General features: G+C 68.5%; 16 protein-coding genes. 6 read left to right on the top strand and 10 right to left on the bottom strand.

The features are described from left to right. Positions 1 to 198 precede the first annotated feature (198 nt). Positions 199 to 1,089, bottom strand: a complete 891-nt coding sequence (locus tag OHB12_RS06365; RefSeq protein ID WP_327117042.1) for an alpha/beta fold hydrolase — start codon at positions 1,087 to 1,089, stop codon at positions 199 to 201. 125 nt (positions 1,090 to 1,214) lie between these two features. Here OHB12_RS06365 and OHB12_RS06360 point away from each other — a divergent pair, with 125 nt between their 5' ends. Next, positions 1,215 to 3,071, top strand: coding sequence for a Na+/H+ antiporter (locus tag OHB12_RS06360; protein ID WP_327117040.1), 1,857 nt, complete (start codon positions 1,215 to 1,217; stop codon positions 3,069 to 3,071). A 10-nt stretch (positions 3,072 to 3,081) separates the two neighbouring features. On the opposite strand, the gene OHB12_RS06355 is transcribed toward OHB12_RS06360, so the two are convergent. Continuing rightward, the gene (locus OHB12_RS06355) at positions 3,082 to 3,630 is read right to left on the bottom strand and encodes a TetR/AcrR family transcriptional regulator (protein WP_327117038.1); all 549 of its coding nucleotides are present in this window, start codon (positions 3,628 to 3,630) and stop codon (positions 3,082 to 3,084) included. Between the two features lie 358 nt (positions 3,631 to 3,988). On the opposite strand from OHB12_RS06355, the gene fadD11 reads away from it, so the two are divergent. Next, complete coding sequence (gene fadD11, locus OHB12_RS06350) at positions 3,989 to 5,800, top strand: fatty acid--CoA ligase FadD11 (protein ID WP_327117036.1); 1,812 nt, start codon at positions 3,989 to 3,991, stop codon at positions 5,798 to 5,800. Positions 5,801 to 5,848: 48 nt separating this feature from the next. On the opposite strand, the gene OHB12_RS06345 is transcribed toward fadD11, so the two are convergent. Then, the gene (locus OHB12_RS06345) at positions 5,849 to 6,286 is read right to left on the bottom strand and encodes a hypothetical protein (RefSeq protein ID WP_327117034.1); all 438 of its coding nucleotides are present in this window, start codon (positions 6,284 to 6,286) and stop codon (positions 5,849 to 5,851) included. Then, complete coding sequence (locus OHB12_RS06340) at positions 6,240 to 6,680, bottom strand: winged helix-turn-helix transcriptional regulator (protein WP_327117032.1); 441 nt, start codon at positions 6,678 to 6,680, stop codon at positions 6,240 to 6,242. Before OHB12_RS06340 ends, OHB12_RS06345 begins: the two co-directional genes overlap by 47 nt. Before the next feature lie 121 nt (positions 6,681 to 6,801). On the opposite strand from OHB12_RS06340, the gene OHB12_RS06335 reads away from it, so the two are divergent. Then, a complete protein-coding gene (locus OHB12_RS06335) occupies positions 6,802 to 7,719 on the top strand; it encodes an NADP-dependent oxidoreductase (RefSeq protein WP_327117030.1) in 918 nt (305 codons plus the stop codon). 335 nt (positions 7,720 to 8,054) lie between these two features. Here the strand turns inward: OHB12_RS06335 and mshC are convergent, their stop codons facing one another. The 6 genes from mshC to OHB12_RS06305 form a co-directional block, all read right to left on the bottom strand. After that, positions 8,055 to 9,293, bottom strand: a complete 1,239-nt coding sequence (mshC, locus tag OHB12_RS06330) for a cysteine--1-D-myo-inosityl 2-amino-2-deoxy-alpha-D-glucopyranoside ligase (protein WP_327117028.1) — start codon at positions 9,291 to 9,293, stop codon at positions 8,055 to 8,057. Positions 9,294 to 9,429: 136 nt separating this feature from the next. After that, positions 9,430 to 9,852, bottom strand: coding sequence for a hypothetical protein (locus OHB12_RS06325; RefSeq protein ID WP_327117026.1), 423 nt, complete (start codon positions 9,850 to 9,852; stop codon positions 9,430 to 9,432). 98 nt (positions 9,853 to 9,950) lie between these two features. After that, the gene (locus OHB12_RS06320) at positions 9,951 to 10,769 is read right to left on the bottom strand and encodes an SCO1664 family protein (RefSeq protein ID WP_327117024.1); all 819 of its coding nucleotides are present in this window, start codon (positions 10,767 to 10,769) and stop codon (positions 9,951 to 9,953) included. 4 nt (positions 10,770 to 10,773) lie between these two features. Further along, complete coding sequence (locus tag OHB12_RS06315) at positions 10,774 to 11,358, bottom strand: DUF3090 domain-containing protein (RefSeq protein WP_327117022.1); 585 nt, start codon at positions 11,356 to 11,358, stop codon at positions 10,774 to 10,776. Positions 11,359 to 11,443: 85 nt separating this feature from the next. Beyond that, on the bottom strand, positions 11,444 to 12,202 hold the full coding sequence (locus OHB12_RS06310) for a histidine phosphatase family protein (protein ID WP_327117020.1): 759 nt from the start codon (positions 12,200 to 12,202) through the stop codon (positions 11,444 to 11,446). Positions 12,203 to 12,218: 16 nt separating this feature from the next. Continuing rightward, entirely contained in the window at positions 12,219 to 13,061 is an 843-nt protein-coding gene (locus OHB12_RS06305; RefSeq protein WP_327117018.1) for an undecaprenyl-diphosphate phosphatase, read from the bottom strand. Between the two features lie 243 nt (positions 13,062 to 13,304). Here OHB12_RS06305 and OHB12_RS06300 point away from each other — a divergent pair, with 243 nt between their 5' ends. The 3 genes from OHB12_RS06300 to OHB12_RS06290 are packed head-to-tail and all read left to right on the top strand — an operon-like array spanning position 13,305 to position 16,449. Then, positions 13,305 to 14,279 carry an aldo/keto reductase gene (locus OHB12_RS06300; RefSeq protein ID WP_327117016.1) on the top strand — a complete coding sequence of 325 codons (975 nt, stop codon included), beginning with the start codon at positions 13,305 to 13,307 and terminating at the stop codon, positions 14,277 to 14,279. Positions 14,280 to 14,299: 20 nt separating this feature from the next. Further along, positions 14,300 to 15,358, top strand: a complete 1,059-nt coding sequence (locus OHB12_RS06295; protein ID WP_327117014.1) for a heme/hemin ABC transporter substrate-binding protein — start codon at positions 14,300 to 14,302, stop codon at positions 15,356 to 15,358. Further along, entirely contained in the window at positions 15,355 to 16,449 is a 1,095-nt protein-coding gene (locus tag OHB12_RS06290) for a FecCD family ABC transporter permease (protein ID WP_327117012.1), read from the top strand. The genes OHB12_RS06295 and OHB12_RS06290 overlap by 4 nt, the downstream gene beginning before the upstream one ends. Positions 16,450 to 16,476: the final 27 nt, after the last annotated feature.

The following is a 16,476-nucleotide window of genomic DNA, read 5'->3' as shown; positions in this document are numbered from 1 at the left end:
CCGGACCTGTACCAACCGCAACAGATCGGCCGATCCGTACCGCCGGTAAGCGGAATGTGCCCGAGCGTCTCACAGATAGGGAGGATCTGCCCCTCGCTCACGCGCGGCAGATCCTCCCGGTTCACACAATCTGGCGCCACGACCCGGCGGTGCGGTCACCCCGAACGTCCGCCCGCGGGAATCGCCGATGGCGCGGGTTCAGCCGACCCGGTTGCCGTGAAATTCCAGGAACGCCGTCAGCGTCTCCTCTGGCGCCTCGAGCTGGGGGTAGTGGCCGATCCTCGGCAGTTCCACCACGTCCGGGTCGGGGATCAGCTCGCGGTAGCGGTGCACCATGTGCGCGCCGGAGACCGGGTCGAGCAGGCCGTCGATGAGCCGGATCGGGACCTGCGCCTGCTGCAACGCTCCGACCCAGCGGTCTCGATGCTTGCGGCGCTCGGCCATATAGCGGATCAGCTTGTGTCCATTGCGTTTACCGTGCTTGCTGCACCACAGCAGCCAGAACTGGTGTGCTTCGGTGTCGCTGGGTTTGGTGTCGGGACCGAACACCGCGGCCAGGCTGTGGCAGAAGGTGCGCTCACTGCCGAACACCCCGACTGCCGGTCCAAGCGGGCTCGCCAGCAGCCGCTGTATCAGACGCGGTCGGTGGGCCTCGGGGAACAGGCCGCCGTTGAGCAGGCACACCGATTCGATCATCAGTGATTCGTCGCCTGCCGCACGGCGTTCGGCATCGCGGGCCAGCAGTTCCTGCGTGACCGTGTCGCCGTAGTCGTGGGCGAGGATGTGGTACCGGCCCACGCCTTGTTCACGCAGCAGGTTTTCGTGGATGTCGGCCTGGTCGCCGATCGTGTAGTCGTAGTGGCGCGGTTTCGCCGACCAGCCGTAACCGATCATGTCCGGGGCGATGACCCGTGCGAAGCGTTCGCACAGGCCGGGCCAGACGGCGTGCCAGTCCCATGATGCGGTGGGAAATCCGTGGATACAGACGAGTGTGTCTTCGGCGCCCCCGCCGCCGTCCCGCCAGAAGATCTGGTGACCGCGGTGGGTGTGCCGTCGTCCGTTCGCCCGCCAGGACGCAAACTCCTCCATGCCTACCTCCCTTTCGCCGACAAGCATGGCGCGTGCACGCGCCGGGCACAGCCGTTCCGCCGACCGCGCACGTGTCACATACCGCGCGGCCGGTTGCCGATCGTGCGCTCTGCGAGAATGCCACAGTGCATGTCGCGATCGGCCTGGTTGTTCTCGTCGCGTCGGCGGCCGCGTTGGCGGCGCTGGCGCGTCGGTTCGGGGTGTCCGAACCGCTGGTGCTGACACTGTCCGGGGTGGCGGCGTCGTATCTGCCGTTCGTGCCGGAGATCCACCCGGATCCGGAGATCATTCTGCTCGGTCTGCTGCCTCCGTTGCTGTATACCGCCGCTATCCGCACGTCGCTGGTGGATTTCCGCGCCAATGTGCGCACCATCGTGCTGCTGTCGGTGGGGTTGGTGCTGTTCAGCACGTTCGCCGTCGCGGCGGTGGTGTGGTGGCTTTTGCCGGTGCCGTTCGCGGTCGCGGTCGCGTTGGGTGCGGTGGTGGCGCCGCCGGACGCCGTGGCCGCGACGGCGGTGGCGCGCCGGATCGGGATGCCGCGGCGGATCGTGGCGATCCTGGAGTCGGAGTCGCTGTTCAACGACGCGACCGCGCTGGTGGCTTTGCGCACCGCGATAGCGGCGTCGGCGGGCACCCTGTCGGTGTGGCAGGCCGGCGGTGACTTCCTGCTCGCGGCAGGCGGTGGTGCGGTGGTCGGCATCGTCGTCGCTTACCTGCTGGCGATGCTGCGGCGGCGCATCACCGATCCGGTGCTCGACACGACGCTGTCGTTCTTGGCTCCGTTCGCGGCGTATCTGCCCGCCGAGGGCATCCACGCCTCGGGGGTGATCGCCGTAGTCTGCTGCGGCATGATCCTCGGACACGGCGCACCGGTGTGGCAGAGTGCGGCGTCGCGGATCTCCGAGCGCATCAACTGGCGGACCATCCAATTCATCTTGGAGAGTTCGGTGTTCGTCATTATCGGGTTGCAGGTGCGCGCGATTGTCGAGGGTGCGTGGAGCAGCGGGCTCGACCACCGCACTCTGGTGTCGGCGGCGATCACGGTGCTGGCGGTGACGATGCTGGCGCGGCCGCTGTGGGTGTTTCCGTCGACGCTGCTGTCACGCAGGTTCGGGAGGGCCGACGATGTGCCATTGACGCACCTGGTTGTGGTGTCGTGGGCGGGTATGCGCGGCGTTGTGACATTGGCGGCGGTGCTGCTGCTGCCCGAGGACACCCCGCAATTGCCGGTGCTGAAACTCCTCGCGCTGGTCGTGGTGGCGGGAACACTGCTGTTGCAGGGGACATCGCTGCCGTGGCTGATGCGGTGGCTGCGGCTGCGCGGGCCCAGCCGTGCCGAGGACGCGCTGCAGAAGGCCAACCTGTTGCAGCAATCCACTGCGGCGGGCCTGGCCGCGCTCGATGCGGCGATCACGCCGGATACCCCGCCCGCCGTGGTCGAGATGCTGCGCGACCGTGTGACCTGGAAGACGAATGCCGCGTGGGAGCGGCTAGGACGCGCCGAGTCGGAACTGGCCACCCCCACCGCCGAGTACCGGCGGCTGCGGCTGGAGATGCTGCGTGCCGAACGCGAAACCGTGCTGCGGGTGCGGGATTCCGGGGTGGTGGACTACGAGATCCTTCAGCACGTCATGGCGCGGCTGGATCTCGAGGAGTCGATGATCGACCGCTTCGACGAGGCCGAGGAAGGGCGTCTCGAACCGCTGGCGGGCCCGGTGGCCGAGGACAACTGCGCGCATCTGTGCGCCGCGCCGCTGGTGTGTGAGCCTACTGGGGCCGACGAGTGCGCCGAATGTGTGGCCGAGGGGCTGGTGTGGGTGCATCTCCGGATGTGCTTGTCGTGTGAGCACATCGCCTGCTGCGACTCCTCGCCGGGCAATCATGCGACCAAGCACTACGCGAGCAGCGGGCATCCGGTGATGCGTAGTGTGGAGCCGGGTGAGGCGTGGCGGTGGTGCTACGTGGACGAGCTGCTCGGCTAGCCGCGGGGCTTCAGCGCTGGGCGTGCGAGTAGATCAGGCGCGCGTATTCGGCGAGCAGCCCGTCGAGCGACAGCTCCTCGCCGCCCGCGGCGATCTGCTGGTACCCGACCAGCATCGCCATGCCCAGCGAGGTCACCACGGTGGTGGTGGCGTCGTCGCCGACGACGCCTTTGATCGCCTTGTGCACGGTGCGCCTGCGGGATTCGTCGACGCGTTTGAGAGCGAGGTTGACCGACTCGTCATTCGCGGCCCACGCGCGGATCGCGGCCTCGGCGGCATGGTGCAATCCGGCGGCGAGAACGGACATGGCGCGAATGTCGTCGTCGGGGTTGCCCTGGTTGAACTTCAGCGTCCGCAGGATGCGGACCTGGCGGTTTTCCCAGTGGTCGAGCAGGGCGTCGACGAATCCTTGCCAGCTGCCGAAATGGTGGTAGAACGAGCCGCTGGTGACGCCGAGCTGCCGACATAGCACGCCGATGTTGAGGCCCTTGAACCCGAATTCGGCGAGCACCTCCAGTGCGGTGTCGAAGTACTGCTCTTTGGTGACCACACGTGACATTCGCGGCGCCGTTCTGTTCGTTCGAGCCGGACTTGACGCACCGTACAGTACCCCATCGTGGCGGTGCTCGGGCCGCGCTCAGCGAAGTTCGCGGCGCCCATATTCGGGTGACACTGCGGTAGCAGACCGAATTCCGCCGCACGGGTCGCGTTCCCATTGCTGTCGATCATGTTGCGCGCGACCGCATGCGGCGGTGCTCGCGGCCGACCAGCTGATCCGAGCCGTAGGTCCTGCGAGGGACGACCTCAGCATTGACCGTCGGGCGAGGGCGGTCGCCCAATACGGTCAAAACGGCCCCCGCGTGTCGGCCGGGCACCTACGGTCTGGGAAAGCCAGGTGTACTGAACGAGGTTGTGGGATGAGCGAACCGAACACGTCCTGTGCCGCATTCCAGCGCAACGCGGCAATTGATCCGGCCGCGGTGGCCGTCCGATCCATCGGCGGTGATCACACACTTACCTGGCGGCAGTACGCCGATCAGGTCCGCGAGGTCGCCGCCGGGCTGCACGCCCTCGGGGTCGGCCACGGCGACACCGTCGCGCTGATGATGGGTAATCGGGTGGAGTTCTATCCCGTCGAGGTCGGCGTCCAGCACACCGGCGCGACCTCGTTTTCGGTATACAACACCCTCGCACCCGAGCAGCTGAACTACGTGTTCGAGAACGCGGGCAACCGGGTGGTGATTTGTGAGCAGCAGTACGTCGAGCGCATCCGCCGCTCCGGCGCACCGATCGAGGCCATCGTCTGCCTCGATGGCGCACCGGAGGGCACGCTCGGCCTCCCCGAGCTGAAAGCCATGGGCAGCGGTGATTTCGATTTCGAGGCGACCTGGCGGGCCGTGCGGCCCGAGGACATCCTCACCCTCGTCTACACCTCCGGAACCACCGGAAACCCGAAGGGTGTCGAGATTACGCACAGCAACGTGCTGGCCGAAGCGCGCGCGTTCCACGCCGTGCTTCCGGTGGCGTTCGGTGACCGCCAGACCTCCTACCTGCCGTCGGCGCACATGGCCGACCGGTTCTGCTGTCTGTACTTGCAGCAGGTCTACGGCATTCAGATCACGGTGGTGCCCGACCGCTCGCTGCTGCCTGCCGCGTTGGTCGATGTGCATCCGACGATCTGGGGCGCGGTGCCGCGAGTGTGGGAGAAGTTGAAGGCGGCCATCGAGTTCGCGGTCGCGAACGAACCCGACGAGCCCACCCGGGCCGGGTTGCAGTGGGCGCTGGGGGTGGCGGCGCGAAAAGCCGACGCGCAGCTGAGTGGTACGGCGATCGGTGTCGAGCTGGCCACGGAATGGGCGGAGGCCGACGAGCGGGTGCTGTCGGCGTTGCGTGCCAAAATCGGTTTGGACCAGTTGAAGTGGGCCATGTCCGGTGCCGCGCCGATCCCGCCGCAGACGCTCGGGTTTTTCTTCGGACTCGGCATCCCGATCTCGGAGATCTGGGGCATGTCCGAACTCACCTGCGTGGCCAGCGCCTGCCCGCCCGCCCAGGCGCGCCTGGGTTCGGTGGGCCGGATGCTGCCCGGGATGCAGTGGCGGATCGCCGAGGACGGTGAATTCCTGGTGCGCGGGCCGCTGGTGATGAAGGGCTACCGCAAGGAACCACACAAGACCGCCGAGGCACTCGACGCCGACGGTTGGCTGCATACCGGCGACATTCTCGCCGTGGACGACGGCGGCTACCTGCGCGTGGTCGACCGTAAGAAGGAGCTGATCATCAACTCCGCGGGAAAGAACATGTCCCCCGCCAACATCGAGAACGCCGTCAAAGCCGCGACCGCGCTGGTCGGTGCCATCGCCACGATCGGCGACGCCCGCCCTTACAACACGGCGCTGATCGTCATCGACGCCGAAACCGCGACGTTGTATGCCGCCCGGCACGGTTTGCCGGACGCGTCGGCGCCCGCGTTGGCCGCCGATCCCGGCGTGCTGACCGAGATCGCGCGTGGCGTGGCGGCCGGCAACGCGACCTTGTCACGTGTGGAGCAGATCAAACGCTTCACGGTGCTGCCCACCTTTTGGGAACCGGGCGGTGACGAGGTGACGCTCACAATGAAAGTGCGGCGCAAGCCGATCGCGGACAAATACGCCGAGGAGATCGAGCGGCTCTATGCCGAAAAGCCCGGCGACACGGTGCACGAACCGGCCGAAGCGCAGGCTGCGCGGTAGGAGACGCGCGTCGACGGTAAGGGCGTATGTGACGCTCGGCTGTTGCGCTCAGAACGTGAAGGTGAGTCGCCCGGGTCGTAAATAGTCCGCCAGATCATGCAGCGTGCGCAACTCCGGTCGCCGGGCGGACGCGATCCGGGCGAGTTCGGCGGGCAGCGGCCGGTCGTAGTTCGCGGTGCTCGCGGTGAGGCCGGGCAGCCAGTTGTCGTGGTGGGAGGGCACGAACAGAGCGGGGGTGATCGCTGCGGGCGCCAGATCAACCAGATCCTGCGGTATGGCCGGGACATCACCGGTGCTGGTCAGTCGCGGCACCCACGCGTCGAGCAGGAACACCGAACCGCCGATGGCCAGTGCGTAGGTCGTGCCCGCGACCCAGGACAGCCGATGGCATTTGTCCGGATCGAGGGTCGGTATCCCGCGATGGCCCAGATTGTTTCGTTCAGATGATGCGAGTGTCGTAGTTATCGCGGTTGACGAGTACTTCATCCATGTGCGCCTCGGCCCAGTCTTTGATGCCGCGCATCAGATGGTGGAGCGAGAGACCGAGGTCGGTCAGCTCGTACGTGACCGTCGTCGGCACGGTCGGGGTTACGGTGCGGGTGAGCAGGCCGTCGCGTTCGAGGGAGCGCAGTGTCTGGGTGAGCATCTTCTGGCTGACGCCGGCCAGCCGACGCGACAGTTCGGAGTACCGCATCGATCGCGGCTCGCCGATATTGTCGTTCCCGGGGTGCGGGCCGTCGCTGCCGAGCGCGGCCAGGATCAGCGCAACCCACTTGTCGGAGATCCGGTCGAGCAGTTGGCGACTGGGGCAGCCCGCCAGGAACGCGTCGTAGTCCGCCTGCGCCTGTACCCGCTTCTGGGCCGCCGTCATCGTGGGCATGGACCGCTCCTTCCTACCTAGAGGTGACTTACACACTTCGAAGTGCGTACTTCCCGATCGAGAGTTACCCATCAATGATGGAGCGGGTCAACCACCGAACACAAGTGAGGAGAAGTGAACCATGAGCACGCTCACCTTCCGAGCCGCCGTCGTCCGCACCCCGAGCGGACCCGACTCGATCGAGATCATCGATGTTCCCGTCGCCGAGCCCGGCCCCGGCGAGGTTCTGGTCGCGGTCGCCGCCGCGCCGGTCAACCCCACCGACCTCGGAGTCGTGGGGGGCTTCTTCCATGACCTGGGCCTGATCAATCAGCTCGACCACACCGGCCTGGGCTGGGACTTCGCCGGCACCGTGCACGCCGCCGGTCCCGGAGTCGACCTGGCCGTCGACACCCGGGTCGCCGGCGTCGTTCTCGGTTTCGACCGCGACTTCGGCACCTATGCCGAACAGCTCATCGTGCCGGCCGCCGATATCGCCGTGGTACCCGACGGGCTCGACCTGGTCGCGGCATCGACGGTGCCGCTCAACGGGCTGGGTGCGGCGCAGATCGTCGACTTGCTCGGCGACGCTCCTGCCGACGGCAACCGGCTGCTGGTGACCGGCGCGGCCGGGGCGATCGGGGCGAACGTGGCCTCGCTCGCGCCCGACCGCGGCTGGCAGGTGACCGGTTTGGCCCGAGCCGCAGATGAGGGGTTCGTGCGCGGTCTCGGCGCCGACTTCGTCACGCACGCCGAGCCGGGCTGGGACGCGGCCGTCGACACCACGCCGCAGCAGGTGTGGGGCCTGGCCCTGGTCCGCGACGGCGGAACCTTCGTCGGCGTCCGACCCAACATAGTGCCGGCCGCCGAACGCGACATCACGGTGAACGCGTTGGTGACGCAGCCCGACGGTCCGCGATTGGGGCAGCTGCTGACCCGCGCCGCGTCCGGCCGGCTACCGACCCGAGTACATGCGGTCGTGCCCTTGACCCAGGCAGCCGACGCCCAGCGGGCCATGGCCAAAGGCGGAATGCGCGGTCGCTACGTGCTCGAGCCCTGACCAACTCGGCCACCAGAGCGCCCGCGCTGTTTACCGGGTGCCAGCCCGGCCTCGAGCGCAGCTACCCGAGCTGGCGAATTCCACGGGTCGTCGCAACACAGATGGTTAGGCGGCGTTGTCGATGAGCCTGGCGAGATGCTCGGCTGGACTATCCCAGCCGAGCGTTTTGTCTGGGCGGGAGTACGAATGCTCGTTTGCCGCTGGTGACACGATTCCTACCGACACCCCGAACAGAGGAATCTTGCACACGTGTGTACGTGATCACGGAAAGTGCGGCGCAAGCAAGCGATGCGCTCGACAGTCGCCCCAACCTGGAGCGAGGACGGGTCCGGCGGTTACAGGCGGATGCCGAGCAGGGCGTCGACCGCGGTGGTGATCAGTGCGGGCGCCTGGGTGTCGGGTCCGCCGTAGTCGAGGGCCTGACGGGCCCAGTTGTCCACGGCGTCCAGCGTTTTGGGTGTATCCAGGTCGTCGGTCAGGTGCTGGCGCAGGCGCGCGACCGCGTCGGTGGCCGACGGGCCCGACGCCGCCGCGGCGGCCGAGCGCCACAGCTCGAGGCGTCGCTGGGCCTGCTCGAGCACCGCCTCGGTCCACATGCGGTCCTGACGATAGTGGCCGGCCAGCAGCCCGAGGCGGATGGCAGCCGGGTCGACGCCGCTACGGCGCAGCGCCGACACCAGCACCAGATTGCCTTTGGACTTCGACATCTTCTCCCCATCCAGCCCGATCAGGCCGGCGTGCACGTAGTGGCGGGCGAAACGACGGCCCGCGATCAGCGCCTCGCCGTGCGCGGCGGAGTATTCGTGGTGCGGGTAGATCAGGTCGCTGCCGCCGCCCTGGATGTCGAATTCCGGGCCGATCCGGTTCAACGCGATCGCCGAACACTCGATGTGCCAGCCAGGTCGGCCCGCGCCGAACGGGGCAGGCCACGACGGCTCACCGGGCCTGGCCGAGCGCCACAGCAGCGCGTCGATGATGTCGCGCTTGCCGGGGCGGTCCGGGTCGCCGCCACGCTCGGCGAACAGCCGCTCCATCGTGGCGCGGTCGTAACCGGACTCGTAGCCGAACTGCTCGGTGGCGTCGGCGCGGAAGTAGATGTCGGGGTACTGGGCATCATCGACAACATAGGCCGCGCCGGACGCCAGCAGTTTCTGCACGAATTCGACGACTTCGTCGACGGATTCGATGGCGCCGACATACTCGCGCGGCGGCACGATGCGCAGCGCCGACATGTCCTCGCGGTACAGGTCGATCTCGGCCGAGCCGAGGTCCCGCCAGTCCACGCCGTCGCGGGCGGCCCGCTCGAACAGCGGATCGTCGACATCGGTGACGTTCTGGACGTAGTGCACATCGTGGCCCGCGTCTCGCCACAGCCGGTTGACCAGATCGAAGGTCAGGTAGGTCGCGGCGTGCCCGAGGTGGGTCGCGTCGTAGGGGGTGATCCCGCAGACGTACATGGTGGCTGTCGCACCGGGGGTAACCGGGCGTACCTGACGGTCCGCGGTGTCGTACAACCGCAACGGCGGCCCTGCTCCGGGAACGGTCGGGAGGGCGGTATCGGACCAGGACTGCATGATTACGAGGGTAAGGGTGTGGTCGAGATCATCCGCCCCCGGCCCGGCCTCGCGGCGCGGGGAGCCGACGGGCGGTCGGTGCCGACCTGTGTCTTCCAGCAAATCGTGGGATGTCAAGGTTTTGGGTTTCGCTGAATCAGCTGTCGGCGCGGCGGGTGGGATCGGAGATCGCGTTCCGGGTGATCGCGAACCTCCCGTCCAGGTCCGGAATGTCCGGGTCGGTGTCGGCGAGGGCGATCTGGGTGAACTCGCCGCGGGCCATGTCGAACTCGAGCTCATGGTAGGCGACCGTGTCGCCCCAGTCCGGTGAGGGCAACGAGATGAACCGGATGGTGAACCGGCCCGAGTCCACCGACCCCTCGGTGAGGACGTAGACGCCGAAGTGGTTCTCCCCCTCCGAACTGAGCCAGTAGACGCCGTTGTCGTAGAGATACAGGTCGGTGTCGGGGTAGGGCTTCTTGTTGTAGAGATGCACGTAGTGCAATGCCAACTTGTAGGTCGGCGCGCCGATCCCGATCTGCACAGTCGGTGCCGCACGGTCTCCGGTGGAGTGGGTCATCGGGTCCTCCTCGTCGTCGCGCCGAGCATTCGAAGCTCAACTGTGCCAGGAATTCCGGCGCGACGGCATCACGGTCGCCGCGGAATCGGCCAGCACGGTCAGAAGGCCGGCCACGGGATCGGCCGCGAGGTACGCGGCACGGGCATCACCGGGTCGTCGAGCACCCGCTGGGTGCGTTCGGTGAGCGCGTCGATCTCGGCGTCGGTGATGTGCTCGCTGAGCGTGTCCGCGAACGCGCCAGGCAACTCCTTCGCGAATGCGGTGAGGTCGGTGATCAGGCCGTCGGAGATCGGCTGACCGGCCCAGCCCCACAGCACGGTGCGCAGCTTGTGCTCGGCATGCAGACAGATGCCGTGGTCGACGCCGTACACCTGCCCGTCCATGCCTTCCAGTGCGTGCCCGCCCTTGCGGTCGGCGTTGTTGAGCAGCACGTCCAGCACCGCCATCCGCTGCAGTCGCGGATCGTCGGCGTGAATCAGCGACACCTCGTTGCCTTCCTGGTCCAGCGCGCGCAGCACCTCGCAGAAACCATCCGGTATCGCGCCCGCCGGGCACAGGTCGATCAGATCGAGCCGGTTGCCCTGCTCGGTGTGGTTGTCCACGCCCTCGACCCAGCGCTGCACCATGCCCGGCCCGAAGGGGCCATTCCGCAGGATCGTCTCCGGGATCACGGCCCAGCCGATCGCCTCGGAGATCAGATACGAGGCCACCTCGCGTCCGGCCAGGGTGCCGTCCGGAAAATCCCACAGCGGCTGCTCGCCACGGATCGGCTTGTACACCACACGCAGCGGAAGGGCGTCCGCATCGGCGGCGGCGGTGTCGATCACCTCGCAGACCAGGGTCACATTGCTGGCGGTCGTCACCCGGCCGATCACTGTCAGCTCGCCGCTGCGGAATCGGTCCCCGGCCTCGGCCACCGACTCACTCCTCTGCTTCGGCCGCGCCGAAGATGTCGCCGCGCTTGTATCCGTTGGTGCGCACACACATGTGCCCACGGGCCGACAGCGGCTCACCGCACAGGGGGCACGGCGGACGCCCGGCCGCGATCACCCGGGTCGAGCGCAGCGCGAACTCGCGGGCCTGGATCGGGGTGAGGAATACGCGCACCGCGTCGGGGCCCTCCTCGGTGTCGTCGAGTACCACCGACTCGTCGACCTCGGTCTCGGTGATCGCCAGCAGTTCCACGACCACCGCGCCCGCGTCGGCATCCCAGCCGAGACCCATGGTGCCGACGCGGAATTCGGCGTCGATCGGGGTCACCAGCGGCGCGTTGTCGCTGACATCCTCCGCCTGCGGCGGCACCTCGGCGCCGAAGCGGCGGGCCACCTCGTCCAACAGCAGACCCATCCGGTCGGCGAGCACTTTCACCTGCTGCTTCTCCAGCAGCACACTGACGACGCGCGGTTCCTGAACGGCCTGCAGATAGAACGCGCGATCGCCCGGCTCACCGACGGTCCCGGCGACGAAACGATCGGGGGTGCGAAATACATGGATTGCGCGTGACACATGCACCTCCTGATACGTGACCCTGATCGACTACCCGCGGCGCGCGGCTTCTATACAACGGTTGCTACATCGTTTACAAGGAATCTCAGCGCTCCGCATTCCCATTATCCGCACTTCCGGTACCACCAAGCTCCCCGCCGGGAACCGGCCCGGAAGCGTCGGCGGGTGCGGCGTCGGCGTTGGTGGCCGATGTGGGCGCCGAGCGTTGCGGTCCGGTCGCTGCGAGGGCGGACAGATCGGTGCCGGTGTCGTTGAGCCGCCACACGTAAGGCGCGGTCGGGGTGTAACGGACCACGCTGATCGAGGCGGGCTCCACCACGATCCGCTGGAAGCCGTCGAGGTGGATGCCCAGGGCATCAGCGAGCACCGACTTGATCACGTCGCCGTGGGTGCACGCCACCCACAGCGCGTCGCGGCCGTGTTGCTCGGCCATTGCCCGGTCGTGGTCGCGGATCGCGGCCACCGCACGGGTTTGCACCTGTGCCAGTCCCTCGCCTCCGGGAAACACCGCGCCGGAGGCGTGTTGCTGCACGACCTTCCACAGCGGTTCCTCGAGCAATTCGGCGATCGGGCGCCCGGTCCATTCGCCGTAGTCCACTTCGATGAGCCGTTCGTCGAACACCGGCTCGAGCCCGAACTTCTCCGCCAGCGGCGCCACCGTGCGCTGGCAGCGCAGCAGTGGGGAGTGCACGATGCGTTCGATCGGCAACCCGGCCAGTCGTTCGGCCACAGCCCTCGCCTGCTCGTCGCCGCGCTCGGTGAGTTCGACGCCGGTGCTGCGACCGGCCAGGGTCCGGGCCATGTTCGAGGTCGACGCACCGTGCCGCAACAGGATCACCGTCATGCGGCCAGCCTAGCGATCATGTCGCCGAGACCACCCCGCCCGCCAGCAGACCCATGATGGTCAGGCCCAGCACGATGCGGTAGCCGACGAACCAGTCCAGGGAATGCCGCGCCACGAACCGCAGCAGCCACGCCACCGACGCGTAGCCGACCACGAACGCCAACAGTGTCGCCACCAGCAGTTGCGGGCCGCTGGCATGGAGTCCCTCGCCGGCGGGTTCGAACGCGTCCGGCAGGCTGAACAGGCCCGAGGCGGTCACGGCCGGAATAGCGAGCAGGAACGAAAACCGCACGGCCGCTTCGCGCTCGAGCCCGAGGAACAGACCTGCCGTCGACGTCGCGCCCGAACGCGACACACCGGGAACCAGCGCGAGGCACTGCGCGAAACCCATCACCAGACCATCGCGGGTGGTCAACTGCCCGATCGGACGCTCTTTGCGTCCGTAGTATTCACCGGCCGCGATCACCAGAGCGAACGCGATCAGCATGAACGACACCAGCCACAGATTCCGCGCCCCCGTGCGGATCTGGTCCTTGAACAGGAACCCGAGCACCCCGATCGGGATGGTGGCGATGATCACATACCAGCCCATCCGGTAGTCCAGTCCGCGTTGCGCCTTGTCGGCCAGGCCCCGGAACCAGGCGAGCACGATCCGCCCGATGTCCTTGGCGAAATACACCAGCACGGCGGCCTCGGTGCCCAGCTGGGTGACCGCGGTGAACGAGGCGCCCGCGTCGTCGCCGAAGAACACCGCCGACACGATGCGCAGATGCGCCGACGACGAAATCGGCAGGAACTCTGTCAATCCCTGCACCAGACCGAGCACCAGTGCCTGTACCCAGGTCATCGACTCAACCACGAACTACCTCTTCCTGCTGCCCGAAACCTTCGATCCGACTGGGCAATTGGTGTGCCGGCGGGTTGCACCGACATGATCATCGCCGCAATCTCGCAGCGACAGTACAGTGTCGGGCCGGTGCGGACATGTCGGGCCGGTGCGGACATTGTCGGGCCGGTGCGCCGCGACCCACGGTGCGCGTGGGCGCCGAGTCGGGCCGGCACACTCTAGGCTTGGCGCCGTGACGAATGCGCGGACACGGTGATGGAACAGCGGACGGTCGGACGCAGCGGCCTACGGGTGTCCCGGATCGGCCTGGCGACCCACACTTGGGGATCGCACACCGACGCCGACGACGCCGCGGTGCAGCTGGTGGCGTTCGTGGACGCGGGTGGCACGCTGGTGGACACCTCCCCCGCTTACGCCGGCGGTGGCGCGCAGCGGATTCTGGCCGAGTTGCTGGGGGATCTGGTGTCGCGTGACGATGTGGTGCTCAGCGGATGCGCGGGCATTGCGCTGCGGCGCGCTCCGGCACCGACCGGGCCTGCGGTGCCCGGCCCGGAGGTGGCGCGAACCACGGTGGACACCTCACGGCGGGCGCTGCTGGGGCAGTTGGATCGGACGCTGCTCGAGTTCGGCACCGACTATCTCGACATCTGGAATGTCGCGGTGTGGGATCCGCGGACCCCGCTCGAGGAGGTCGCCGCGACCCTGGAGCAGGCCGTGCGTTCCGGGCGGGTCCGCTACGCGGGGGTGCGTGGGTTCGGCGCCTGGCAGCTGGCCAGCTTGGCCGCGATCGTGTCGGTGACCGCGGCGCAGACACCGTATTCGCTACTGACACGCGGCGCGGAGGCCGACTTCGTGCCCGCCGCCCAGCATCATGGTGTCGGTGTGATTGCCTCGGCGCCGCTGGCGGGTGGCATCCTCACCGGCAAGTACCGTGACGGTGTTCCGGCCGACTCGCGTGGCGCCGACGAGGCGACCGCCGCGGAGATCCGCAGCGGGCTCGACGACCGCGCCACCCGGGTGGTGGACGCGCTGGTGACCGCCGCGGACGGGCTGGGCACCTCGCCGCTGGCAGTAGCGCTGGCCTGGATCCGGGATCGGCCGACCATCGCAAGCATGATCGTCGGTGCCCGCGACATCGGGCAGCTCACCGGGGTGCTGGCCGCCGAAACCCTCGAACTGCCGCGCGCGATCGCGGCCGCACTGGACGACGTCAGTGCACGCATCGAATGAGGCGGATTAGCCTTGCCTGCATGAGCACAGCAGCAACCGTGGGTGGGCGTCTCGGCCGAGTCCGAACCGGAGGGTTGCGTGCCGTCTCGGCCGTGTTCGCGGCGGGCCTGCTCGTCGGTGCGGTCGCGTGCGGCGCCGACGGCGGGACGCCGCACCCGGGGCACGGCCCGTCGACGGCGAGGCTGAGCGATCTGGACCCGGTGCCGATCGGGTCGGAACCGACGCCCGCGCTGCCGGTGACGGTGCGCTCGTTCGACGGCACCCAGGTCACCGTCAGCGACGCGGGCCGCATCATCGCCGTGGACCGCTACGGCACCCTCGCCCAGATCGTCTACGCGCTCGGTTTGGGACCGAAGCTGGTCGGGCGCAGCACCTCCGCCGCATTCCCCGCGGTGCGGGATGTTCCCAACGTGGCAGGCGGCAGCGGGTCGCTGAATGTGGAATCGGTTCTCGCGCTGCGGCCTTCGGTGTTCCTGACCGACACCACCAGCGCCGCGCCCGCGGTGCGTGAGCAGCTGCGCGCGGCCGGTGTCACGGTCGTCTACTTCGATCCGCAGCGCACGATGGAGGGGGTGGTGCCGCAGATCGAGGCCGTCGCGGGCGCGCTCGGCGTGCCCGACCGCGGGCAGGCGCTGGCGCACCGCACCCGCGACGAGATCGCCGCCGCGAGCGCCGCTGTGCCCGCCCAGGATCCGCAACTGACCATCGCGTTCCTGTATCTGCGGTCCACCGCCATCACGATGCTCGCCGGGCCTGGGTCGGGCGCGGACGCGTTGATCGCGGCGCTCGGCGCGCGCGACGCGGGAACCGTCGCCGGGTTGACCGAGCCGTTCACCGCGATCACCAGCGAGGCCATGATCGGGGCGGCGCCGGATGTGCTGCTGGTGATGTCGGACGGTTTGAAATCCGTCGGCGGGCTCGACGGGCTGCAAAAGGTGCCCGGCATAGCCCAGACCCCGGCAGGCCGGGACAAGCGCGTTGTGGACATGTCCGATGCGGTGTTGCTGAGCTTCGGGCCCAACACCGGCCGGGTGATCGCGGCGCTGAGCGAGGCCGTGTACGGCACCGAGCCCGCATGAGTTCCTCGGCCACGAAGCCGGCGGGGCCCACGGTCACGGCTGCGCCGAAATCGCGGGGCCGCTCGCGGGTGACGATCGTGTTCGCGGTGGCAATCGTCGGGCTGATCGTGCTCGCGCTGGCGTCGGCGGCGATCGGTCAGGTGCCGACGACACCGGCCGAGGTGGCTGGCAGCGTCCTGCACCGGATCGGGCTGGAGTGGGGGCCGATGCCCGCGCATCCCGCCGGGGAGGTGACGCTGTGGCAGGTGCGGTTCCCGCGGGTGGTGCTGGCGATGCTGGTCGGCGCCGCGCTCGCGACAGCGGGTGCGCTGTTGCAGGGGGTGTTCGCGAATCCGCTCGCCGAGCCCGGGGTGATCGGGGTGTCGGCGGGTGCGGCGGTCGGTGCGGGAACGGTGATCGTGGTCGGTGGCGCGTTCGTCGCTGCGTGGTCGGTGGCCGCGGCCGCGTTCGTCTCGGGGCTGGCGACCACGTTGCTGGTGTATGTGCTGGCGCGTTCCAACGGTCGCACCGAGGTCGTCACGCTCGTGCTCACCGGTGTGGCGATCAACGCCTTCGCTGGCGGGTTGATCGCGTTGTTGTTGTTCGTCGCTTCCCCGGCGGCCCGCGACCAGATCGTGTTCTGGCAGTTGGGGTCGCTCAACGGTGCCACCTGGGAATCCGTCGGCGTGGTCGCGTGCCTCGCTTTCGTCGGTGTGGCCGCGTCAGTGCTCATCGCGCCCCGGCTGGACCTGCTCGCGCTCGGTGAGTCCGCGGCGCGCCATCTCGGTGTCGACGTGGAGCGCTTGCGCCGCAACGTGATCGTCGTCGTCGCCGTCCTCGCCACCGCTGGTGTCGCGTTCACGGGGATCATCCTGTTCGTCGGCCTCATTGTCCCGCACCTGGTGCGGATGCTCGTCGGCCCCGGCCACCGCGTCCTGATCCCGCTCAGCGCCATCGTAGGCGCCGTCGTCCTGCTCGCCGCCGACGTCACCGCGCGTTCCCTGGTCGACAACGCCGACCTCCCCCTGGGCATGCTCACCTCCCTGATCGGCGGCCCGTTCTTCTTCTGGCTGTTGCGCCGCACCCGAGCCCGCTCCGGGGGCTGGGCATGACCCCCCACGCCCTCCGTCGAGTAGCAC

This window comes from Nocardia sp. NBC_01730 (assembly GCF_035920445.1).
Lineage (GTDB): Bacteria > Actinomycetota > Actinomycetes > Mycobacteriales > Mycobacteriaceae > Nocardia.
The sequence above is the reverse complement of the archived record's forward strand: the minus strand, read 5'-3'. Positions and strand labels throughout refer to the sequence as shown.